This is a genomic window from Bradyrhizobium sp. 613_E4_N2_2, assembly GCF_052075995.1.
GTDB lineage: Bacteria > Pseudomonadota > Alphaproteobacteria > Rhizobiales > Xanthobacteraceae > Bradyrhizobium > Bradyrhizobium barranii.
In genome coordinates, this window is sequence record NZ_CP197234.1 from 5,709,302 (window position 1) to 5,730,914 (window position 21,613).

Here is a 21,613-nt window from a genome sequence, read left to right on the forward strand (position 1 = left end):
GCGTGCGTTCTCGATAGACATCGGCTGGCTTCCGGCTCCTCGCGTGGACTTTCAGGGATCAGCACGCAGCGACCGGCATGCGGCCTGCATACAACTGACAATGCCCGGCGCTTCCCTCTCGCTGACAGAGATCGTACAATTTCACCATGGTTTGCATCCCCCGAATGGGGGGAGGACTGACGTGGTTAGGGGGAGCCTTTGATCCAGCCGCACTCCAGCCATCCGACTCATGGAACGGGTCCGTCGCCCGGCGGAGGACAGCTGCCATTTCTCGCGACCAAGATCCTGCCGGCACGATTCGGCGGGCTGGTCGCGCGCCCCCGACTGCTCGCGATCTTGTCGGACCTCCCGGCCAAGCGACTGGGTGTCATCAAGGCGCCGGCGGGCTTCGGCAAGAGCTCATTGGCAGCCACCTGGGCCGAGACGCTCGAGCAAGACGGCAATGCCGTTGCGTGGCTGACGATCGATCCGGACGACGACGAGGCCACGCGGTTTCTGTTTTACGTTTCCCAGGCCCTGCATCACGCCTGCCCGGACGTCGGCGCCGGCGCGATCGGGCTGATCCTCGAGAACAATTTGATCGACCCAACGGCGATCCTGTCGAGCCTGATCAACGATCTGGCGGAGATGGAGGACGACGTTTACCTGTTTCTCGAGGACTATCACTGGGTCAGCGCTTCTCGCATCCATCAGACCGTCGCGTATTTTTTGAAGCACGCACCGTCCCACTGTCACGTGGTGCTGACGACGCGTACCGAACCTCCCCTGCCGCTCGCGACCTTGCGAGCCCAGAACCAGCTGATCGAGATCGATGCCGAAGCCCTGCGGTTCGACATGCTGGAGACACAGGCGTTTCTGGACGGCACCAAACCCGGAGTGCTGGAATTCCCCGACGTGCAACTCTTGCAGCGCAAGACCGAAGGCTGGCCGGCCGCGTTGCGGATCATTTCATCCATGCCTTCGCAGTCTGGATCCGGCCTGAAGGAATATGTCCACAATCTCTCGGGCTCGCAGCGTCCAATTGCCGCCTACCTGACCGAGATGCTGGATGGGCTCCCGGTCGAACTGGTCGACTTCATGCTGCGAACGGCCGTTCTCGACCGGCTCTCCGGCGCCCTCTGCGAGGCCGTAACGGGTTTGGGCGCGAGCCGCACCATCCTGGCATCGCTTGCCCAGCGCCAGATGCTACTCACGCCGCTCGACAACGACGGCGTTTGGTTTCGCTATCACACGCTGCTTGCCGAATATCTGCGACAGCGGCTCGAGGCGGACCGTGGCATTGAAGTTCCCGAACTGCACGGGCGTGCGGCTCTTTGGTATGCCTCCCACGAATTATGGACTGAAGCGGTCCAGCACGCGATCGCGGCCGGCGCTCCTGACCGCGCGATCGGCTGGATCAAAAATTGCGCGATGTCCTTGATCAAGAGAGGCGATCTCTTCACCTTGCTGGAGTGGCAACGCCAGTTTCCCGACGAACTCATGCGAGGTCAGTGCGAGGTCCGATTGGCGATCGGATGGGGATTGGCGCTTGCGCTTCGCTTTGACGAGGCCCTGAAGCTTGCAACCGACATCGAAGGCGACATCGCCGCAATGCCTCTGCCTGATGGCAACCTGCTGTGTGAATGCCAGGCGATCCGCTCCGTTGCCATCGCGCTGAAGGATGACAGCGAAAGCGCGCTGCCTCTGGCACAGGATTGCGTCGACCGTTCATCCGATCCTTGGACCGCGAACGTAGCATCAAACGTCGTTCGCTTCAGCCACATGAAGGCGGGCAGCCTCAAGCAATTCCATGCGACGCCATGGATTCCCTATTCGGTCGAGGAGGATCGCAGGAACGTATTTGCCTCGGTGTATCGACACTGCCTCAACGGGCTTACAGAAGAGCGGCAGATACGCCTCGCGGCGGCAGATAAGCACTACCGCGAGGGCTTCCGGGTCGCCGAGCAGGATGTCGGGCCGAATTCGATTGCAGCGGCCTTGCCAGCAAGTCTGATCGCGCGAATCAAGTACGAGCAAGGCCTGCTCGATGAGGCGGAAGCCTGGGTCATCGATCGCCTCCCGCTGATTAACTCGGGGACAATGCTCGACTGCGTGTGGAGCACTTATTTCGTGATCTCCCGGGTCGCCGCTGCACGGATGAACTTCGAGCGGGCCCGCACTCTGTTGGAACGAGCTGAAAATCTCGGCGTCGCGCGGGATTGGGGACGACTCTCGGCCGGCGTGATCGCGGAGCAGGCGCGGCTCTACCTGAACGACGGCCGGTTGGATGAAGCCGCCGCATGCGTCGATCGCCTGGAACGCCTTGCACGGAAATACCCGGCACCGAGGCCTGGCGCCTGGTCGGAGATCGGATGGTACCACAAACTGGCCCGCGCTCATTTGCTGGGCCTGCAGGCTCAATCGGACGAGGCCGCTTCAATCCTTCAACAATTGCAGCACGAAGCCGAAGCGATGGAGCACCGTCAGTTCCTGATCTGCATTGCGATTCGTCAGTCGACAGTTCAGCTCAGCGCGGGCAAGGCCGCGGAGGCGGTGAGCCGGTTTAGTCGCGTGCTTGCCGCGTGTGCGGCGGCCGGTCTCTATCAGACCGTCCTCGACGAGGGGCCAGCCATTTCAGAGCTTCTCCGGGCGACACGGGAGGGAGGAAACCTCAAGGCGGATCTGATCCCCTACGTCGATCGTCTCGCGGCGGGTCTGCAGCGAGCACGACAGGATCGCTCGGCTACGGACTCAAGCGCACGGATTCTCAGCGCATTGAGCCGTCGCGAGACCGATATTCTCACGCGGATCGCGGATGGATTGTCCAACAAGGAAATCGCCCGAAGCCTTGATATCGGTCCCGAGACGGTGAAGTCGCATCTCAAGAGCGTTTTCACCAAGCTGGGTGTGGAGAAGCGCGCGCAGGCCGTGTCACGCGCGCAGACCCTCGGCATTGTCACCACGCGGTGAAGCTTCGCCCCGTCATCCGGCTTGTCGCGCACGAACGCGGGTCCGCTCGAGGACCAGCCTCGCCGACATGAGATCCGGCGTTTCGAAGCCCTCGGTAAACCGGCCGTAGATGGCTCCGATGAGATCGTGGGCCTTTCGGGTTTGACCCCGATCAATCCAAATCCGCGCAAGCTCCAATCCCGCCCGCAGCTCGAACGAAAGCGCCGATTGTTGCCCGGCCAGGGTCATCGCTTCCCCGAAACACTCCGCGGCCAGACCAAGCTGTTGAGGCTCTCGGCACACAAAGGCCGCGCCTTTCGCCAGCAACAGCGCCGGAAGGTGAAGAGGCCTGTTCGATCCGAGCTGCGTGGCGATCGAACCGTCAATGAGAGCCAGCGCTTCCGCGCGCTCGTTCTGTTTCGCCAGGCCGAGCGCCAACTCGGAGACGAAATCCGTTACAAGCATTTCGTATCGCAGGATCCGCAGTTTTTCCAGGCCGTCTCGCAGATGACGCATGCCATCTTCCGTCTGGCCGACACGGACCAGATAGCGCCCCCTAAGTCCTGTGGCGACAGCCCGGAATGGCTCCAGCGAATACTTCTCCGCAGTCAGCTCGAGCGCGGAGAGGTTCGGTTCGACCTGCCCCAAATCGTCAATCCAGAAATAGAAAGGCATCGTCAGCATGAGAGCTCGACACAGAGCGACCGGATGATCCGATCTCTCAGCCTCCTCGATGGTTCTTTCGGCATAATCCGCCGCCCTATCGAGATTGCCAGCAAACCAATGTGACCGGGTCAGGTTGAACAGCGAGGTGGTTCGCAGATCGAACAGATATTGAGTTGCGTTGAACCGTCGGGACGCCGGCGACCTGTGCAGAGCCCGTTCGAGGTATTTTGGCGCGCGGACGTGGTCCGCAAGGATATAATAGGCGGCCCCCAGCATCGAATCCGCAAGCGCCGCATCTTCCGGATTTCCGGTCTTGTTCGCGATCGACTCCGCGCGTCGCGCAACTTCAAGGCTGCCCGCCGCGTCGATCGTACGATGAAGATACATCGACAGCCCGCTGAGAAGACGCAGTTGCTGGTAGGCATCGTCGTGCCGCTCTGCGAATGCCAACGCCGTATTGAAGGCATCGCGAACCCTCTCACTGTTCCCGGCGGTAAACATCAGCGACAAGGCAAGCGAAGCGTGGACCTCCATCTGGTCGCGCGGGTCGCAGTCCGCAGCTATCCGATTGATCGCCTTCTCCATCCAGTCCCGGCACTCCACGAAAAGCGACTTGGCCAGAAACAGACGCGAGGCCGCCGCCGCCAGTCGTATGGCCGCGCTGCCGTTTCCACGGGGGCCAAAGCTCCATTCAAGCGCGGCTCGGACGTCTCCCAGATAGTGCTGTATCGCGCTCCCCGGAGGCCGTCCGGACTCCAGGTCGAAAAGATTGTCGCGGCTGTCCTCCAATGACCGGCTCAAATGGATCGCGTGGCGCGCCGCCATGGAATTGTGTTCGCCGCTCGCAGCGAGTTTCTCCAGGGCATAGGAGCGTGTCGTGTCGAGCAATCGATAAAGCATCTGTCGATAGCTGGGCCACGCCACGATGAGCGATTTGTTGACAAGGTTTGCGATCGTTCCCTCGATCTCGGACCGGTCAGTACCCTCCTGCTCTGCAACCGTACACGCCGCTTCCAATGAAAAGGGTCCGATAAAGATTGCGACTCGTCGCAGCACAATCCGTTCGGCCTCGGACAGGTGATCGTGGCTCCAGTCCAGCGTCGCCTTGAGCGTCTGATGCCGAGGATTCGCCGTCCGGCGACCGAACTTCAGGAGATCGATGCGCGAACCCAACCTTGCCACGGTATTCCCGACGCCGAAGACAGCGGCCCTTCCGGCGGCGAGTTCGATAGCGAGCGCAATGCCGTCAAGCTTGCGGCAAATCTCGGCAACCATAGGAGCTTCGTCGTCACTAAGCGAAAAGCTGCCGCGGCGAGCACTGACGCGTTCGGCGAACAACCGTGCGGCCGGATAAGCAAGCACCTCTGACGCAGTCGGCTGCGGCTGCTCCGGCGGGCAGTCCAGTGGACAAAGACGAAATACGCGTTCGCCAGGAACGCGCAAGGTTTCCCTGCTGGTCGCGAGTATGTAGACGGCCGGGGTATTCCGGACAATATAGTCGACTATCTCCGCGGATCTCTCGATGAGATGTTCGCAGCTATCGAGAACGATAAGCGCCTTGCGAGCGCTCAGGAAATTGAGCAGCGCCTCCTTCGGATCGGCTGGCTGCGGGACGAGCCCGACCGCGGAAGCGACAGCACCGATGACTTGCTCGTTGTCGGTCACCGTTGAAAGATCGACAAAGAATACCGCCCCGGAGAAATCAGCAAGCGCCGCGTGCCCAACCGACAGGGCAACCGTGGTCTTGCCTATGCCGCCGGCGCCCAAAATAGTCGTGAGGCGCTGGTCAGTCTGGAGCAAACGCTGAATCTCAAGGACGACCTTGCTGCGGCCAACCATGCGGCCCAATGCCGGCGGCAAGCTGGACAATCCCGAAGATGCGTTACCGCTGTCGAGGGCTGCGGGAAGTGGCGTGACCGGCGCAATGAATCTATACCCACGGCCCTGGATATTCGCGATGTACTTGTCACCAAATTGACCATCGCCCAGTGTCTTGCGCAACGCCGATAGATGGACACGAAGACTGCCTTCCTCGACGGTTACGTCAGGCCATACCCTGGCGATCAGTTCGGACTTGGGGACGACCTCACCGGCATTTTCGAGCAGAGCTATCAGAATGTCGTAGGCTCTGCCGCCCAGTGGAAGGATCTGGCCCGCCTTGCTCAGAGAGCGCTCGGATACATTCAGCTCGAATGGGCCAAACCGAAACCGGATTGCACACGATGAGCCAATTGGTCGGACGGACATAACCTATTCCGCCAAAAGCACGACGTCGGCAATTGCACCGTTCGTCGTCGGTCTTGGGCAAATACACCCGGGCCTCCGAGGGTTACCCCAAACCTTCTCCAGCGACAAGCCTCAGTGCATCGAGTTGGCGGCGCCATCGTGCAAATGTGAAACGGCTAGTACCTGCTTGGCCAACCGTAGGTCGACGGTCTCATGGCCTTCTCGGAATTTTGCGTGGGTGAACTGCAAGGTCTGCCACGCGCGCTCCTTCAGCTCGGCTGATTCTTCTGCAATGGCCAGGCTGGTCGCGGCCCTGAGCTCCCACGATAAGCTGGCTTGACTGGCGGCGAGTCCGAGCGCCGACAGAAAATACTGTCTGGCAACTTCAAGCCCCTCGTCGTTGTACACGGCCAGTTCGCCTCTGATGCGGCGCAATTCCGCGGCGTACCAGTGGGTCTCGTCAAGATTGATCTTGGCCCGTTCGAAGACGGCAAGCCCCAGCTGCGGATGCCCCGCGACGGCCGTGCATCTTGCGAACTCTGCTTGCAGAAACCAATTGAAGACTCCATATCGCGCCGCGGACAACTTCTCCAAACCTCGGTAGAGCGTCGCAGTAGCTGCATCGCCCTCCCCCCGCCTGACGCCGTAGAGAGCCTGCATGCCGAGGCCGAACCCCTGGTAGCTCTCCACATTGTATTTTCCGGCGTGGTCGACAAGTTCGTTGGCAAGCGATTCGGTCTCGGGATCGTCCGGGCTTGCCAGATAAGTATTGAAGCTTGCCCAAGCCAGCGCCACGCAGAGCGGTACCGCGTGATCCAACTGGCGTGCCTCAGCGATCGACGTCAGTTTGAGGCGTCGCGCCTGATCAGGACAGCCCCGGAGCCAGGTCACATTGGCCAGTACGGCCAGGGCATCTACTTTCCGATCGTAGCCAAACCGGGTGATGAGAGACCGACGGGACGCTTCGTCGTCGCGGTGCAGGGACAACTCAAAGCAAGCTTCAGCCTGTGATATTCGCCCACTGTGGTGGTACGTTACGCCACGCATGTAGTTGGCCATTGCGATCGCGCCACGATTGCCGCTCAAAGCAGCGACATCACCGCATCGATCTGCCAATTCCGTCGCCTCGGCATAATTTGGAAGCCGGATCTGGTGGGCCCAAAGAACAAGCAGGGAATCGAGCTGGCATTCGGTGTCGTCAAGGCACTCGGCCAGAAGGCGCGCTTTTTCCCAGCTTGCGTACGACTCTTCGGTCATGCCATCCGTGAACATCATGCAACTGGCGAGCGCGGACTGAACGATCATTTCTTGGCGCGAGCCGGCACTCGCATTGTCGAGCCGGCCGATGGCCTTCGTCATCCAATCCCGGCATTCGGTAAGAAGGGCCATTGCCATCCAGGTGCTTGCTGAGGCGGCGGCAAGTTCAACGCCAATTTTCGCATCACCTTCGACCGAGAAAGCCCAGTTCAGAGCCGCTCTGACATTGCCGACCTCGACCCCGAGCGCCTGGATCCTCTCAGGAATGTCCATTGAAGCACCCTGTTTGAACAAGTCGCCGAAGTAGAGGGCGTGACGGCGGCGCAAACCGACCTCCTCGGCGCTTTCGGCCAGCCGTTGGGACGCAAAGGCATGAGTGGTGTCGAGCAAGCGGAGCCTCGCGCTCTGTCCCTGAGCGGCAATCATCGATTTCGAGCGGAGCTCCCAAATGCAATCCGAGACGTTTGCTTCATCGATCGTTTCGTCAGCGACCACGGCGACCGCTGCTTCGAACGTAAATCCGCCGGCGAAAACACTGAGCCGGCTCAGGACGCGCTTCTCGGTCACGCCAAGCAAGTCGTAGCTCCATTCCAGCGCGGCGTTCAAGGTCTGGTGCTTCGGCAACGCCGTTCTGCGCCCCACCCATGACAGGTTTAGTCGGTCGTCGAGTAAGCTTGCCGCCTTGCTAAGGCCAAATATGTCAACTCTGCCGGCGGCGAGTTCGATTGCCAATGGAATTCCGTCAAGCCGCCGACAGATCCTTGCCGCAATCGGCGCATCCGCATCTGTTAGCTCGAAGTCACCGCGTACGGCCCGCACGCGATCGACCAGCAGTTGGACCGCGGGATATTGCAGCACGTCGTGCGCCGACTTGTTGTCTTCCCCAGGGCATTCGAGCGCGCAGAGTTCGTAGATCTGTTCACCTTCGACTCGCATCGCCTCCCGGCTGGTCGCGAGCAGATGCAGTGTCGGGACACGGCAGATCAGTTCTTCCGCCACGGCCGACGCCTCATCGATAAGGTGTTCGCAACAGTCGAGAATGATGAGTGTTGACCTTCCCTGCAGCCGATCAATCAGGGCTGGTACGACATTGCTCGTTTGTACCGACACGCCTAGTGCTGCCGCTATTGCTGGAGCTACGCGCGAAGCGCCGCCCAGAGCACTCAGGTCGACAAAATAGATCTGGCCATTGAAGGTGGCGCTCATTTCGTGGGCAACCGCCACCGCTACGGTGGTTTTACCAATCCCGCCGGGGCCGACGATCGTAACAAATTTCTGCTCGGCCAGCTTCATCTGGATCGTGGCGAGCGCCTCTCTTCGTCCGAGCATCCGAACCAGGCGCGCAGGCAGTCGGGGCCTCGAAGATGGATTGAGATCCCCCGACATTGGCAGGGAAGCTGACGTTACCGGTACGACGAAGCTGTACCCTCGCCCGGGCACGTTCGCGATATACCGCCGACCGGGGTCACTCCGATTGAGGGCCTTGCGGAGCGCCGAGATATGAACGCGCAGGCTGACTTGTTCAACTCCGCTCTCCGGCCAAACGCGCTCGATCAGGGTTCTCCTGCCGACGACCTTGTTGGCTTGCTCCACCAGGACAATGAGAAGGTCCATGGCGCGCGCGCCAAGCGATACGGTCTCTGCGCCATTCGTTAGAATCCTGCCCCCGATCGACAGCTCGAAAGGGCCGAAGCTCAGCACTTTGCCGCGCTGATCGCTCATGGGATATTCTCGTCCAAGCCGGGTCTTAAGCTGACCTCGTCAGGGAAGCCGCGCTCGCGTCGCCAATTGGCCGGGCTCCGGCCAAAAGCGTGCCTGAAGAGCCTACATAGGTGCGCCTGATCGGAAAAGCCAACGTTCAGGGCTATTTCGCTCAGCGAGGCCGCACTGGTCATCATCAGGTGGCAGGCTCGCTCCAGGCGCCTTCGCACCACATAGGCATGCGGCGACTCCCCAACAGCCAGTTTGAACTTCCGGGAAAAGTGCGCCGGGCTTCGACGTGCGACCGCACTGAGATCCCGAATGTGAATGGTACGGTGCAGATTGCTGTCGATGTAAGCTCGCACGCGCAAGATCTGCCAGGCCGCTAGACCGCCCCTTGTGGAGCCGCTAGCGCCCGAACATCGCTCGATCTCCGCTTGCAGGATGTGGGATGCCGTCGCCAGCGACACCCTCGCCGCATCTCGATCACGCTCCAGCTCTCGCCTCGCCGTTTCAAGCAGCGTGGCCAGGCTACTCGCAACCAAGTTGAATTGTTGGTCGGATGCGAGGGAAGATTCTGGGGCGGTAGCCGGAAGTCCTGTCATATTCGTTCCCTCGACGCTTAGCCCGACCGCCCGGATCGGCGAGAGAGTGCAGCAAGGGAAGCCCCTTGGCTTGTTAAGTAACGTTCTGAACAGTTAAATTCGGGCAAATGCTCTTTTGCTGAGCAAACGTTCGATGACGCGAAAGAGTTGTTTATTTTCAACAATATAGCCGCCGATAGCGGCCCTGCGACGGACCTCCTAGCGAAGCGGCGGCTGTGCACTTCGCCGTCCGGGCGCGAGAGGTCACTTATAAAGCACGGTCTTCGAGGATTTTCAGATCGCTGGTCGAATAGGAAAGCGAGTACCGGAAGCCCGACTCGATCCGACGCGGCGCGAGCGAGTGGAGCTCCTCACCGTTCGCATCCGGAAAATTGAGCTCTCCTGTTCCGATCCATGCACCGGCAACGGTGAGATTGTCGGTGACTGACATCGCCAGCTCGTCGACGGCAGGCTTGTCCCGGCGGCCGGCCACTAGGCTCGGAAAGTAGCGCAGCAGGACCGTGGGGCGGCCGAGCAGAGACAATCCGTCTTCGACCGGCTCGCGCAAGGTGACGCACGCTTCCGCAAGACGCTGGCCATGCGCCGAAAGGCTGGCGCCAAACCGGCTGCCTGACGCCATCGGCGCCGCGGCGGGCCCAGGAGCCACAAAGGAGCGTGTCTGAAAGATGCTCCCCGTCTTCTTGGGAAATCCCTGTGTCCAGCCGCGCGCCAGCGCAGCGTCATTGTCGACATAGATGTACGGACACCACATGACCGGGATGTCTACATACATTGCGTCGACCAGGACAAACGCCTCGCGATATTGATAGCGAGCCGGTTCGAGGTATTCGTCGTCCTGGGCGGTGAATTGCCAATCCAGAAACAGCATGACGGCGTGACCGTTTGACTCAGGATCCGGCGAAAGACCATTCGGCAATGTCGCTGCTGTCGCGTCGGGGTCGGTCCAGAATTCGACTCCGACAGCATCGCCAGCGTAGTGCCAGGGTGGCGGCGGAGTGAGAGCGGCCTGGCCGAATGGCGACTTCGGAACTGTAAAGCCCTTCAGCATTCCCGTGTCCTGATGCATCGCTTTCGGCATAGAGGCTACCGGAACCAGCCCCGCTTGATTTGATTGAAATGCGCCGGTTTGTTGATTCCTGCCGCAATCCGGAACACGTCTGTTGGCATCAGCCGGCCGCTACGCTGTCAGGTCTGCCAGAACTTCGATGTCGGTGACGGAATAGGAGAACGAGAACCGATATGCGCGTCCAACCTTGAGCGGACCCAGCATCTCCAATTCCTCTCCGTAGGCCTCCGGAAAATTGAGGTCACCCTCGCCGATCCAGATGTTTGTGACCAGGGAATGATCCGAGATACATCGAACGAGTTCGTCCACAGCCGGCTTGTCGTGCATGCCCGCCGAAAGCCGCGGAAAATACCGCCGCCCCACAATCCGGCGATCGAGAAGCCCGACAAGACGGTCAGCCTTTTCGCGCAAAACGACGCTCGCCCGCACCAGCAAGCGGCCGTGAGCAGACATGCAGGCCGAAAATCTGCTATCATTGGCGAGAGGCGCCGAAGCCATGCTCGCTGCGGCAAAGGTGCGGGTCAGGTGCACAGTGCCGAACTTTCTCGGATAGCCCTGAATCCAGCCTCTCATCAATGCAGCGTCGTTGTCCACATAGCAGTATGGGCACCACGCTATTGGGGTCCCCTTCCACATCGCGTCGAGGAGAACGCTGAACCCGCGGCACTGATATCTGGCCGGGTCCAGATATTCCTCGTTCTGCGCCGTGAACTGATAGTCCGTGAAGAGTGCGACCGAGCGGCCTCGACGTCGCTCATCAAGCTCCACGCCAGAGGGGAATATCTGGACCGATACATCGGGATCATTCCAGAATTCCACCGCGAGCACGTCACCAGCGAAGTGCCAGGGTGGCGGTGGGACCAATGCAGCAATCCCCCGAGGCGACCGAGGAGCCGTAAATCCCTTGAGCATGTCCTCGCCCCGCCAGCAGTCGGTGTCAGGCGCATCATTCCAGGATCGAACACTAGCGCCCGTATCAGGCGCGACGCTTGGACGAACGTGTGACGCCTTGGCGGTTCATGCGCACTCGCGGTTGCTACAGACCGGCCCGAACCGGGCAGATGCATATTGCCCGTTCCCCCACAAGGCCGTTCCAGGACGCGGTGGGCCGCGGCAGGGTCGAAAGCTACAAACGCTGACATTTTGCGACAAGCCCGTGCTCCGACGAGAGCGTATCGGTGTCAGCCTGACGAGGTCGAGTATCGGCCTCGATTGATCAGCACGAGATTCCAGATGAAAACGAAAAGTTCAAACAAGCGGATGCCACGGCGGTCGATATCCCCGGCGTGGGGTGTGTCCCTGTGCCTGCTGCTCGCCACCGCCTGGTCCGCGCCCTCGTTCTCGCAAGGAACACCGGAACAGCGCGCGGCATGCACGCCCGATGTGTTCCGACTTTGCAGTGCGTTCATCCCCAATGCGGACGACATAACGATTTGTCTCAGAGAGCGGAGCTCCGAACTCAGCGATACCTGCAGGCAGGTAATCCAGGTGGATATCCCGCAAATCCCCGGCGCCAGGGACAGCAATAGCACTCGCAAACGCCCCACAAGATAGTCGGCCCGTCACAGCATTACGACGCGATGGGCGCCGTCGAGCGCCTTCCGATCGATGTGGCCGACCAAAGCTGACGAACACGCACTGCGCGAGGACGGCATGCTCGAACGACAGCAGCCATCCCCGCGACGCCCTTCAGCGTTGCATCCTCATGCCCATCGGCATGCTCGACGGCATCATCATGTTCGTGTTCATGTCTGCCACGATCCACATCGTGCCGGCGATCACGACGAATACGATGAGAGCGCCAAAGGCGAGCGCGAGCACGTTGTTGGTGCTCTCCGGCCCGCTGGTGATGTGCAGGAAAAACACCAGGTGAATGCCCATCTGGGCAATGGCGAGGACGGCGAGACCGAGGACTACTCCGCCTGGCCAGAGCAGCGTCGTATTTGCAGCCCAGAATGACGTAGCCGTGAGAAGAACCGCCACAAGCAGGCCGATCGTGTAGACGAGAAGCTCGGATGGAGCCGATGCGTCCATCTCGCGGCTCGGCCTGTCTCCGGGTGCGCGTTCGTGTCGAACCTCGGTCATGAGCTCACTCCCATCAGATAAACCACCGTCAGTACCCCGACCCAAACGATATCGAGGGCGTGCCAGAACAAGGAGAAGCAGAGCAGGCGATGCTGCACCCTCGCGGCGAATCCAAATACCGCAACCTGCACCATCATCACGGTCAGCCAGACCAGTCCGAGCGTAACGTGCAGCCCGTGGCATCCGACCAGCGTGAAGAATGCGGACAGAAACGCACTCCGCTGCGGCCCTGCGCCGATGGCGATCATGCTCAGGAATTCGCGGATCTCGAGAGCAAGGAATATGGCTCCGAGCACGAAGGTGATCAACGCTCCCAAATAGTTCCTGAAATAGCGGCGCGAACTCACCGCCAAGGACATCAGCCCGCAAGTGTAGCTCGAAAAGAGAAGGCAGGCTGTCTCGATCGCGACCGTCGTCTGGTTGAACAGCTGGGCGCCGGTCGGGCCGCCGGCCGTGGAGCGCACGAGGACCGCGTAGCTCGCGAACAGCGCGGCGAACATGATGATGTCGCTCAGCAGGAAGATCCAGAAGCCATAGGCGACCACGATCCTCTTTGGAGCAGGTCCCGCTTCACTCGCACTTGGCAGTGCCTCTTGCGGAATCTGATCGATTGCGACGGCGATATTCATGCTGCAACTCCAGCCTGGTGGGCCTGCACGAACCGGGCGATCTCCTCGGCCGGCACCTCAATTTCGTTGTGTCGGCGGAATGAGAAGGTAAGTAGCGTCACGAATGCGCCGAACATCCCGACGCCGGCCAGCCACCAGATGTGCCAGATCAGCGCAAAGCCGATGACGACCGCGAAGAAGGCCGTAACAAAGCCGGTAGCGCTGTTCTTCGGCATTTCGACGGGCTCGTACCGGCGCGCCGGCCTCGGCGCGTCCGTCGTCGCTTGCGCGCGATCTTTGCTGGTCCAGAACGCGTCCAGTCCGGCGACCTTGGGTTGGAATGCAAAGTTCCATGCCGGCGGCGGCGACGCTGTCGCCCATTCGAGCGTGCGGCCGTTCCAGGGATCGCCGGTCACGTCCCGCAATTCTTCGCGATTGCGGATCGACACAACGAGTTGGACGATCTGGCAAACGACGCCGACCAGGATGATAGCGGTGCCGAATGCCGCCGCTATCAACCACGGCTGCCAGGACAAATTGTCGTAATGTTGCATGCGCCGGGTCATGCCCATCAGGCCCAGCACGTAGAGCGGCATGAAGGCGACATAGAAGCCGACGAACCAGCACCAGAACGAAGCTTTGCCCCAGCGTTCGTCGAGCTTGAACCCGAACGCCTTGGGAAACCAATAATTATACCCCGCCATCACGCCGAACACGACGCCGCCGATGGCGACATTATGGAAGTGCGCGACCAGGAACACGCTGTTGTGCAGCTGGAAGTCGGCCGGAGGCACCGCCATGAGCACGCCGGTCATGCCGCCGATGACGAAAGTCACCATGAAGCCAATCGACCACAGCACCGGCACCGAGAAACGAACCCGGCCGCCGTACATCGTGAACAGCCAGTTGAAGACCTTCGCGCCTGTCGGCAAAGCGATGATCATGCTCATGACACCGAAGAAGCCGTTGACGTTTGCGCTGGCACCCATTGTGAAGAAGTGGTGCAGCCAGACCAGGAAGGAGAGGATACAGATGGCCATCGTCGCGGCGACCATCGAGCGATAGCCGAACAACGGCTTGCCGGAGAAGGTCGCCATCACTTCCGAGAATACGCCGAACGCCGGCAGGATCAGGATGTAGACTTCGGGGTGCCCCCATACCCAGAACAGGTTCGAGTACAGCATCTGATTGCCCTGGCCTTCGAGCGTGAAGAAGTGAAAGCCGAGATAGCGATCGAGCGCCAGCATCGCGAGCGTCGCGGTCAGGACCGGAAAAGCCGCGACGATGAGCAGGTTGGCAGCAAGCGCGGTCCAGCAGAAGACCGGCATGCGCATATAGCCCATCCCCGGTGCCCGCAATTTGAGGATGGTCGTGACGAAATTTATTCCCGCCAGCAGGGTACCGATACCCGATATCTGCAGAGACCAGAGATAGTAGTCGACGCCGACACCGGGCGAGTATTGCAATTCGCTCAGTGGCGGATACCCCCACCAACCTGCTTTCGAGAACTCGCCGACCGCCAGCGAAATGTTGACCAACAACGCGCCCGAGGCGGTCAGCCAGAAGCTGACGGAATTGAGCGTCGGGAATGCCACATCGCGAACACCGAGTTGCAGCGGTACTGCGAAGTTCATGAGCCCGACCACGAACGGCATTGCCATGAACAAGATCATAATCGTGCCGTGCGCCGAGAAAATCTGATTGAAATGTTCGGGCGGCAGATAACCTTGTGCACCGCCGGCTGCGAGCGCCTGCTGCGCGCGAATCATGATCGCATCGCTGAAGCCGCGCAGCATCATGACGAGCGCCAGTATGCAATACATGGCGCCTATCCGCTTGTGGTCGACCGAGGTGAGCCACTCGCGCCATAGATAGGGCCAAGCTCCCTTCGCCGTGATAAATCCGAGAACGACCAGCACGACCAGGACCATGAAGCCCGTTGCACCCATGATGATCGGCTCATGGAGAGGAATCGCGCTCCAATCGAGCTTTCCGAGGAGATTCATCGCTCTGCCCTCTGCGAGGTTGAACAAACTGATAGAGAAGAGTCTTGATGGGAGTCTTGGGTGCCCATCCCAGCATTTACGATGCTGCTGAACAGATCGGAGACGACGCCACGATAGGTGAACGGCGCGACCGCCTTGCTCGGCTTGACCAGATCGGCGTAAGCTTGCTTATCGAGGATCGAACCGGTCTCGCCGGTCTGCCGAACCCATTGCGCAAATCCACCGTCGGTCACTGCTTCGACCGTGAAGTGCATGTAGGGAAAGCCCTCGCCGCTGAACATGGCGGAGATCCCTGGATAGGTTCCGAGATGGTCCGCCTGCAGGTGGAGGCGGGTCGCCATTCCCGACATGGTGTAGATCTGGCTCCCGAGCTGAGGCACGAAGAAGCTGTTCATGACGCTCGATGAGGTCAGTTCAAAGCTGATCGGCGTCCCCACCGGCACGACCAGCTTGTTGACGCTCGCGATGCCCTGCTCGGGATAGATGAACAGCCATTTCCAGTCGAGCGAGACGACTTCAACGTTGACAGGCTTGACCGTCGAGCTAATCGGCTTGCCCGGATCGAGATCGTGTGCGCCGATCCATGCGACGCCGCCGACCAGGAGCACCGTCATTGCGGGGATGGACCAGACCAGCAGTTCAAGACGTCCGGAATATGTGAAATCCGGCCGATAGCGCGCACGCTCGTTCGATGCACGAAACCAGAAGGCGAAGCCAAGTATCGCAAGGATCACTGGGATCACGATCGCAAGCATGATGCCGAGCGCGTTAAACAGAATTTGCCGCTCGGCCAGCGCGATCGGCCCTTTCGGATCGAGCACGCCTTCGGTGCAGCCGCCGAGCATCATGGCCCCGGTCAGGAGGGCTGCCAGTAAGCCGTATCGCATGTTAGAGCTCCCTGGGATTGTTGGTGCGCCATGCGCTCCGGGCGACCTCCGGCAGGCGATCAGCATGCACCGACGTGGCAATGCCCGCATGCGAGGCACGCGTGCGCCGGAATGACTCGCCGCCATGGTCAACCAGGAACGCTGCGAACAACGCGAACAGATAGAAGATGGAGAACACGAACAGCCTGTGGGCGGGACGGCGATCAGGCCCGATGCTTCTGTCCAGCAGAAATGCAAGCATGAGGAAAAGCGCCCCGCAGATCGCAACGGTGACGCCGTAGATCACGCCTGCGAACCCCAGTGCCCAGGGCAGCTCCGAACCGAGAGCCAGGAGACCGCTGTAGATCAATATCTGCCGTGTTGTGACCGAGCGTCCCGCAACAACCGGCAGCATCGGTACGCCCGCGCCGGCGTAATCCTCGGTGCGATTGAGTGCCAGCGCCCAGAAATGGGGCGGCGTCCAGAGAAAGATGATGAGGAACAGCGCAAGCGGCTCCAGCCCGATATCGCCTGTTGCCGCGGCCCATCCGATCACCGGCGGCAGCGCGCCGGCAGCGCCGCCGATGACGATGTTCTGCCGCGTGGACCGCTTCAGCCACGCCGTGTACACCACGACATAAAAGAGGATAGCGCCCGCCAGTAACGCGGCTGCCACGAGGTTCGTCGCCAGGGCGAGAGCCACCACGGAGAACCCGCCAAGAAGGAGTCCAAGGACAAGCGCCGCGAACCGGGAGATCTTGCCGAGCGGAATTGGCCGCATGGCGGTGCGGCTCATGACCGCATCGATATCGGCGTCGTACCACATGTTGAGGACACCGGCGGCTCCGGCTCCCGCTGCAATGGCAAGAACTGCCGCAAGGGTCGTTAGCGGATCAAGGCGAACCGGAGCGGAGCTCAATCCGACGAGCGCGGTGAAGACCGCGAGCATCATCACGCGCGGCTTTGTGAGGGCGACGAAGTCAGACACATTCCAATAGTCAGCCAGCGAATGAGGGGTACGAGCGCGTCTTTCCCCAAGCTGGCCAGCAATGGACTTGACGTTCATCTCGCGGCTCCAGGTTCATTCTGAATGCGACCTGTCGTGCTCCGTTCGAACAGCGACAGTGCGTGCGTTCAGTATGTCTGCCCAGCGGTGGCCGCGATTGAATATGGCTGCTCGATTGGAGCCAATCCTGCTCAAAACAATTGGCTGGGCGTCTGGTCGCGCCTGCATCTTTCGTGAACGCACGATTCAAAGTGATCTGAGCACTTTTCAACAAGCGCTTTGCGCCAATTCTTCCTAGAGCAGCCCTATATCTGTGACGCTCGATCCCTGGTTTGAACATCGGCGAAATTCGTTCCGTTTGCGTGGAAACGTTCGCCGAGCCTACGGAGAACTATCGATGAAGATGCCTTTGCTCTGGACGATTGCAGCTGTTTGCCTGATGGCCCCGGCCGCGCAGGCACGATCCGCCTATGACGGCTCCTGGGATCTCGTCTTCGTGACGCAAGGCGGCGCATGCGATCCCAGCTACAACTTCACCGTCAATATTTCCGACGGAATAGTCACGCATCCCAATCTCGTGAAATTCAGGGGCTACGTCGCGAAATCCGGTTCGGTCCGCGCTTCGGTAGAGGTTCACGACAAATTCGCGTCCGGCACGGGCAGACTTTCCGGGAACTCGGGTCGCGGAAGGTGGAGCGGCTATTCGGGAAGCTCACGATGCTCGGGCTACTGGACCGCGCAACGCAATTGACCGAGCGAAAGCCGGAGAGCTCGCGCGCCGAACCGCCGTCTTGCGAAACGGCGCTGAGCACGACCGTGCTGGCGGCCGCTCTTCTGTTTGCTCACGGTCAGACCACGGAACGGACGGTTGTCGCTGCCACGCGTCTTGGGCGCGCGCTCGGCGTCGCGGTGAAGGTGCTCCCGCAATGGGACGAACTGATCATCGAATTGGATGGCTCGCGCGTCTCGCAAGCTGTGCCCGCCAGGCCGCTCGGCGTCGACATGGGCAGGGTACTCGCCGTTACGACGGTGATAGATCAGATCTGCGACGGCACATTGCCGGCCAGTGCCGCGCAATCCGCACTTGAGTCGGCCGGTCGTCTACCGCCCGCTTCCACGCCACGCTTCACCTTGTTCGCAGCCGTTGGTGCGGCCTCGCTTGGCGTCATCTTCGGCGCGCTCGATGCGATGAGCCTGCTCCTGATCGCAATGAGCGCAGCCGCTGGCGCGCTCATCAGGCGCAGGCTGTCCGGCTTCAGCCATAACCCGCTCCTCCAGCCACTTTGCGCCGCGCTGGTCGCCGGTGCTGTAGCTGCTGTTGCCAGCCGATTTCGACTGTCGGATGCAATTGCGCTGGTCGCCTTCTGTCCCTGCATGGTGCTTGTCCCCGGTCCGCATATCCTCAACGGTGCCATGGACCTCGCTCGCACGCGCATCGCACTGGGCATGACCCGCCTGGCCTATGCCGGCATCATCGTGCTGCTGATCTGCGCCGGCGGTCTGTTCGGGTACACGGCCGCCGGCGGGCAACTCGCGATAGCCGGGCCATCTCCGCCCCTGCCGTTGATCATCGATGTGATCGCAGCAGGATGCGCAGTCGCCTCATTCGGTACTTTCTTCTCAATGCCATGGCGTCTGCTGCCTTTCCCGATTGCAGTCGGCATGCTTGCACATGCCGCACACTGGGCGGTGATCTCCGCCGGCGGAAGTGCTCCGGCCGGAACACTCGTCGCCTGCATGTTTGCCAGCGCCCTCACGGCTCCCGTGGTCGATCGCCTGCATCTGCCCTTCGCGGCGGTCGCGTTCTCCGCCGTTGTCTCGTTGATGCCTGGTTTCTTCCTGTTCAACACTGCGACGGGCCTCGTCGAACTGGTCTCAATCGGCCCGGGCGCACCGGCGGCTCTGGTCACCAGTATCGCTGCGAGCAGCGCCACGGCGCTTTTGATCATCACGGCGATGGCCTTCGGGCTGATCCTCCCGCGCATGCTGTACGAGCGGCTCAGACCCTTCCCCGGATGATCAGGCACGGTCGTTCAATGCACCGCAGCGCCATCCAAGATTAATCCGGAGCTCCGCTGTATCTGACCCTGGGGGGGCGGCTGGCCCTGGAGAGTCGGTGTACCCATGACGACAATTCTCACCAAATCGTTCCCGCAAGAAAAGCCGCCGTCGACAAAGGCGGCCCCAGGCAAAAAAAGCGTCCTGATCGTCGGCGGTGGCTTTGCCGGTATCGCGGCGGCACGGGCTCTGAAGCGAGCCGATGTCGAGATCACGCTGGTCGACCGCCGCAATCACCATATCTTTCAGCCGCTCCTGTACCAGGTCGCCACCGCTGTTCTGGCGCCATCCGAGATCGCGGCACCGATCCGGCAACTCGAGGCAAAGCAGAAAAATCTCAGCGTCATGCTGGCCGAGGTCAAGGGCGTCAACCTGGGAGCACGCACCGTCGAGGCCATCTGCCCGGAGATTGGCAGTCGAAAGCTCGAGTACGATTTCCTGGTGATCGCGACCGGAATGCGTCCGAGCTATTTCGGTCATGACGAGTTCGCGCGGTTCGCACCGGGCCTCAAGAGCCTGAGCGACGCCGAAACGATCCGGACCAAGATCTTGAGCGCATTTGAACTGGCTGAAGCAACCGATGACGAGAACGAGCGCGCTCGCCAAATGACCTTCGTTCTGGTGGGCGCCGGTCCGACCGGCGTCGAGCTTGCCGCTTCGATCGCTCAACTGGTCTCGGTGACCCTGCGTAACAATTTCCGCAAGATCGACCCCGCCAAGAGCCGGATTGTTCTGCTGGATGGCGGCACTCGCATCCTGCCGACCTTTGCGGAATCGCTGTCGCGAAAGGCGGCCAAGCGACTGACGAAACTCGGAGTCGAGGTCTCGACGGGCGTAAAGGTCGAGAAGGTTGACGATCAGGGCGTGATCGCGGCCGGCGTCCGCATTCCCAGCGCCACCGTACTTTGGACGGCAGGCGTCAGCGCTTCCCCGGTCGTGAAGATGCTGGCGACCCGGACAGACCGCGCCGGGCGCGCATTCGTGGGCGCCTTCATGGACATTCCCGATGCGCCCAACGTCTTTGTTGCAGGGGATGCGGCCACGATGACCCAGGATGGTCACCCCGTCCCCGGGGTCGCGCAGGCAGCCATTCAGCAGGGACGATTTGTCGGTCAGGTCATCGCCAGCCGCGTCAAGGGACACAAGGATGGCCGACCGTTTCGGTATCGCGACAAGGGCAACATGGCGGTGGTCGGCAAGAATTTTGCGATTCTCGAGTCCGGCCATTTGCGCAGCAGCGGCTTTTTGACCTGGTGGGTGTGGGCCGCGTTGCATGTGCTCGCCCTGCCGCAACTCCAGAACAGGTTTCGAGTCCAGACCCAGTGGTTCTGGTCGTATCTGTCGGGGCAAAGGAGCTCACGGCTGATTTCCGAGGGACCGAGATCGTCCTCGTCATAGTTGCGGCCAATCAAGACCTTGCAAGCATTCCCGGAAATTCGTTAAGGACTGCACCTGTGGACGCTTCCATCATATCCGCGCTCGCCGCTCTCACCGGTGCAGCCGTGGGCGGCCTGACAAGCGGAATAGCCAATTGGCGGAGCCAGCGAAGCCAGGTCCGCGCGCAGTGGGTCCTTCACGAGGAGACTCGGCGGCAGACCCTGTACAGGGATTTCATCGAGGACGCCGCCAAATGTTACATCGATGCGCTCCAGCACGATAAAGCCGACATTCCGAGCCTGGTCAGCCTTTACGCCAAGATGAGCGCGATGCGGGCGATATCTTCAAAGCCGGTGGTCCATCATGCCGAGGACGTCACCCGAAAAATCCTGGACACCTATCTGGAGCCGGACAAGAGCTTTGTCCAACTGCGCGAAATGGCCATCGATGGCACGATCGATCTGCTGCATGACTTCAGCCGCGCGTGCCGCGACGAATTCGAGCAAATGCGGCCGATCCATTTTTGAGCGCGACGCTGCGATTTCAGCCCGCTCTTGCCGCGAGGGGGCAGACGCGCTGCCCCCGAGATCGGATCATTTGGGCCGAACCGTCTCGGCCCAATTGGCGAACGCCTGCATGAACGCCTGGAGGAATTTGCTGGTGCCGTCGCCAGCGAGCTTGCCGTGCTCATCGAACAGCTTGTCGACATGCCCGAGATAGGCCTCAGGCTGCTGCAGGGTCGGCACGTTCAGAAACACGAGCGATTGCCTGAGATGATGATTGGCGCCGAAGCCTCCGATCGCCCCGGGCGAGCCGCTGACGATCGCACCCGGCTTGCGGTCCCAGACGCTGCGTCCATACGGCCTGGAACCGACATCCAGCGCGTTCTTGAGCACGGCAGGCACTGACCGGTTATATTCCGGCGTGACGAACAGAACGGCGTCGGCGGCCTTCATGCGCTGGCGGAACGCGGTCCATTGCGCGGGCGGAGCTGCGGTATCGAGATCTTCATTGTAAAATGGCAATCCTCCGATCTCGACGATGTCGAGCCTCATCGAGGACGGCGCCAGCGAGATCAGTGCATTCGCCAGCATCCCGTTGAACGAAGCCTTCCGCAGGCTTCCAACCAATACGCATACGTACATCGGCTTTTCCTTG

16 protein-coding genes are annotated in these 21,613 nt (G+C 60.9%); 5 read left to right on the plus strand and 11 right to left on the minus strand.

What is annotated here, in order from left to right; translation table 11 throughout:
- Window positions 1-198 precede the first annotated feature (198 nt).
- Entirely contained in the window at window positions 199-2,949 is a 2,751-nt protein-coding gene (locus AB7290_RS27600) for a LuxR C-terminal-related transcriptional regulator (RefSeq protein WP_084795189.1), read from the plus strand.
- 12 nt (window positions 2,950-2,961) lie between these two features.
- On the opposite strand, the gene AB7290_RS27605 is transcribed toward AB7290_RS27600, so the two are convergent.
- The 10 genes from AB7290_RS27605 to AB7290_RS27650 all read right to left on the minus strand — a co-directional run bounded on the left by AB7290_RS27605 (window position 2,962) and on the right by AB7290_RS27650 (window position 17,080).
- Entirely contained in the window at window positions 2,962-5,841 is a 2,880-nt protein-coding gene (locus AB7290_RS27605; protein ID WP_085404115.1) for an ATP-binding protein, read from the minus strand.
- Between the two features lie 111 nt (window positions 5,842-5,952).
- Window positions 5,953-8,799, minus strand: coding sequence for an ATP-binding protein (locus AB7290_RS27610; RefSeq protein ID WP_085404116.1), 2,847 nt, complete (start codon window positions 8,797-8,799; stop codon window positions 5,953-5,955).
- Complete coding sequence (locus AB7290_RS27615; RefSeq protein ID WP_085404117.1) at window positions 8,796-9,383, minus strand: helix-turn-helix domain-containing protein; 588 nt, start codon at window positions 9,381-9,383, stop codon at window positions 8,796-8,798. The genes AB7290_RS27610 and AB7290_RS27615 overlap by 4 nt, the downstream gene beginning before the upstream one ends.
- Before the next feature lie 247 nt (window positions 9,384-9,630).
- Window positions 9,631-10,431 (minus strand): acetoacetate decarboxylase family protein, encoded by an 801-nt coding sequence (locus AB7290_RS27620; protein ID WP_063986473.1) that lies wholly within the window; start codon window positions 10,429-10,431, stop codon window positions 9,631-9,633.
- 129 nt (window positions 10,432-10,560) lie between these two features.
- Entirely contained in the window at window positions 10,561-11,361 is an 801-nt protein-coding gene (locus AB7290_RS27625; protein ID WP_063984095.1) for an acetoacetate decarboxylase family protein, read from the minus strand.
- Between the two features lie 777 nt (window positions 11,362-12,138).
- Entirely contained in the window at window positions 12,139-12,534 is a 396-nt protein-coding gene (cyoD, locus tag AB7290_RS27630) for a cytochrome o ubiquinol oxidase subunit IV (RefSeq protein WP_063984097.1), read from the minus strand.
- Window positions 12,531-13,163: a cytochrome (ubi)quinol oxidase subunit III gene (locus AB7290_RS27635; protein WP_085404118.1), complete on the minus strand. Its 633-nt coding sequence runs from the start codon at window positions 13,161-13,163 to the stop codon at window positions 12,531-12,533. Before AB7290_RS27635 ends, cyoD begins: the two co-directional genes overlap by 4 nt.
- A complete protein-coding gene (gene cyoB / locus AB7290_RS27640; protein WP_085404119.1) occupies window positions 13,160-15,148 on the minus strand; it encodes a cytochrome o ubiquinol oxidase subunit I in 1,989 nt (662 codons plus the stop codon). Before cyoB ends, AB7290_RS27635 begins: the two co-directional genes overlap by 4 nt.
- A complete protein-coding gene (gene cyoA, locus AB7290_RS27645) occupies window positions 15,145-16,035 on the minus strand; it encodes a ubiquinol oxidase subunit II (protein WP_063984100.1) in 891 nt (296 codons plus the stop codon). Before cyoA ends, cyoB begins: the two co-directional genes overlap by 4 nt.
- Window position 16,036: 1 nt before the next feature.
- A complete protein-coding gene (locus AB7290_RS27650) occupies window positions 16,037-17,080 on the minus strand; it encodes a heme o synthase (RefSeq protein WP_085404120.1) in 1,044 nt (347 codons plus the stop codon).
- Window positions 17,081-17,417: 337 nt separating this feature from the next.
- Between AB7290_RS27650 and AB7290_RS27655 the strand changes: the two genes are divergently transcribed.
- The 4 genes from AB7290_RS27655 to AB7290_RS27670 all read left to right on the plus strand — a co-directional run bounded on the left by AB7290_RS27655 (window position 17,418) and on the right by AB7290_RS27670 (window position 20,982).
- A complete protein-coding gene (locus tag AB7290_RS27655) occupies window positions 17,418-17,771 on the plus strand; it encodes a hypothetical protein (RefSeq protein WP_084795192.1) in 354 nt (117 codons plus the stop codon).
- A gap of 65 nt (window positions 17,772-17,836) precedes the next feature.
- A complete protein-coding gene (locus tag AB7290_RS27660; protein ID WP_441254215.1) occupies window positions 17,837-19,039 on the plus strand; it encodes a threonine/serine ThrE exporter family protein in 1,203 nt (400 codons plus the stop codon).
- Window positions 19,040-19,144: 105 nt separating this feature from the next.
- On the plus strand, window positions 19,145-20,476 hold the full coding sequence (locus tag AB7290_RS27665) for an NAD(P)/FAD-dependent oxidoreductase (RefSeq protein ID WP_084795194.1): 1,332 nt from the start codon (window positions 19,145-19,147) through the stop codon (window positions 20,474-20,476).
- Complete coding sequence (locus AB7290_RS27670) at window positions 20,401-20,982, plus strand: hypothetical protein (RefSeq protein WP_441254216.1); 582 nt, start codon at window positions 20,401-20,403, stop codon at window positions 20,980-20,982. The genes AB7290_RS27665 and AB7290_RS27670 overlap by 76 nt, the downstream gene beginning before the upstream one ends.
- A gap of 66 nt (window positions 20,983-21,048) precedes the next feature.
- On the opposite strand, the gene AB7290_RS27675 is transcribed toward AB7290_RS27670, so the two are convergent.
- On the minus strand, window positions 21,049-21,600 hold the full coding sequence (locus AB7290_RS27675; RefSeq protein ID WP_063986477.1) for an NADPH-dependent FMN reductase: 552 nt from the start codon (window positions 21,598-21,600) through the stop codon (window positions 21,049-21,051).
- Between the last annotated feature and the right edge of the window lie 13 nt (window positions 21,601-21,613).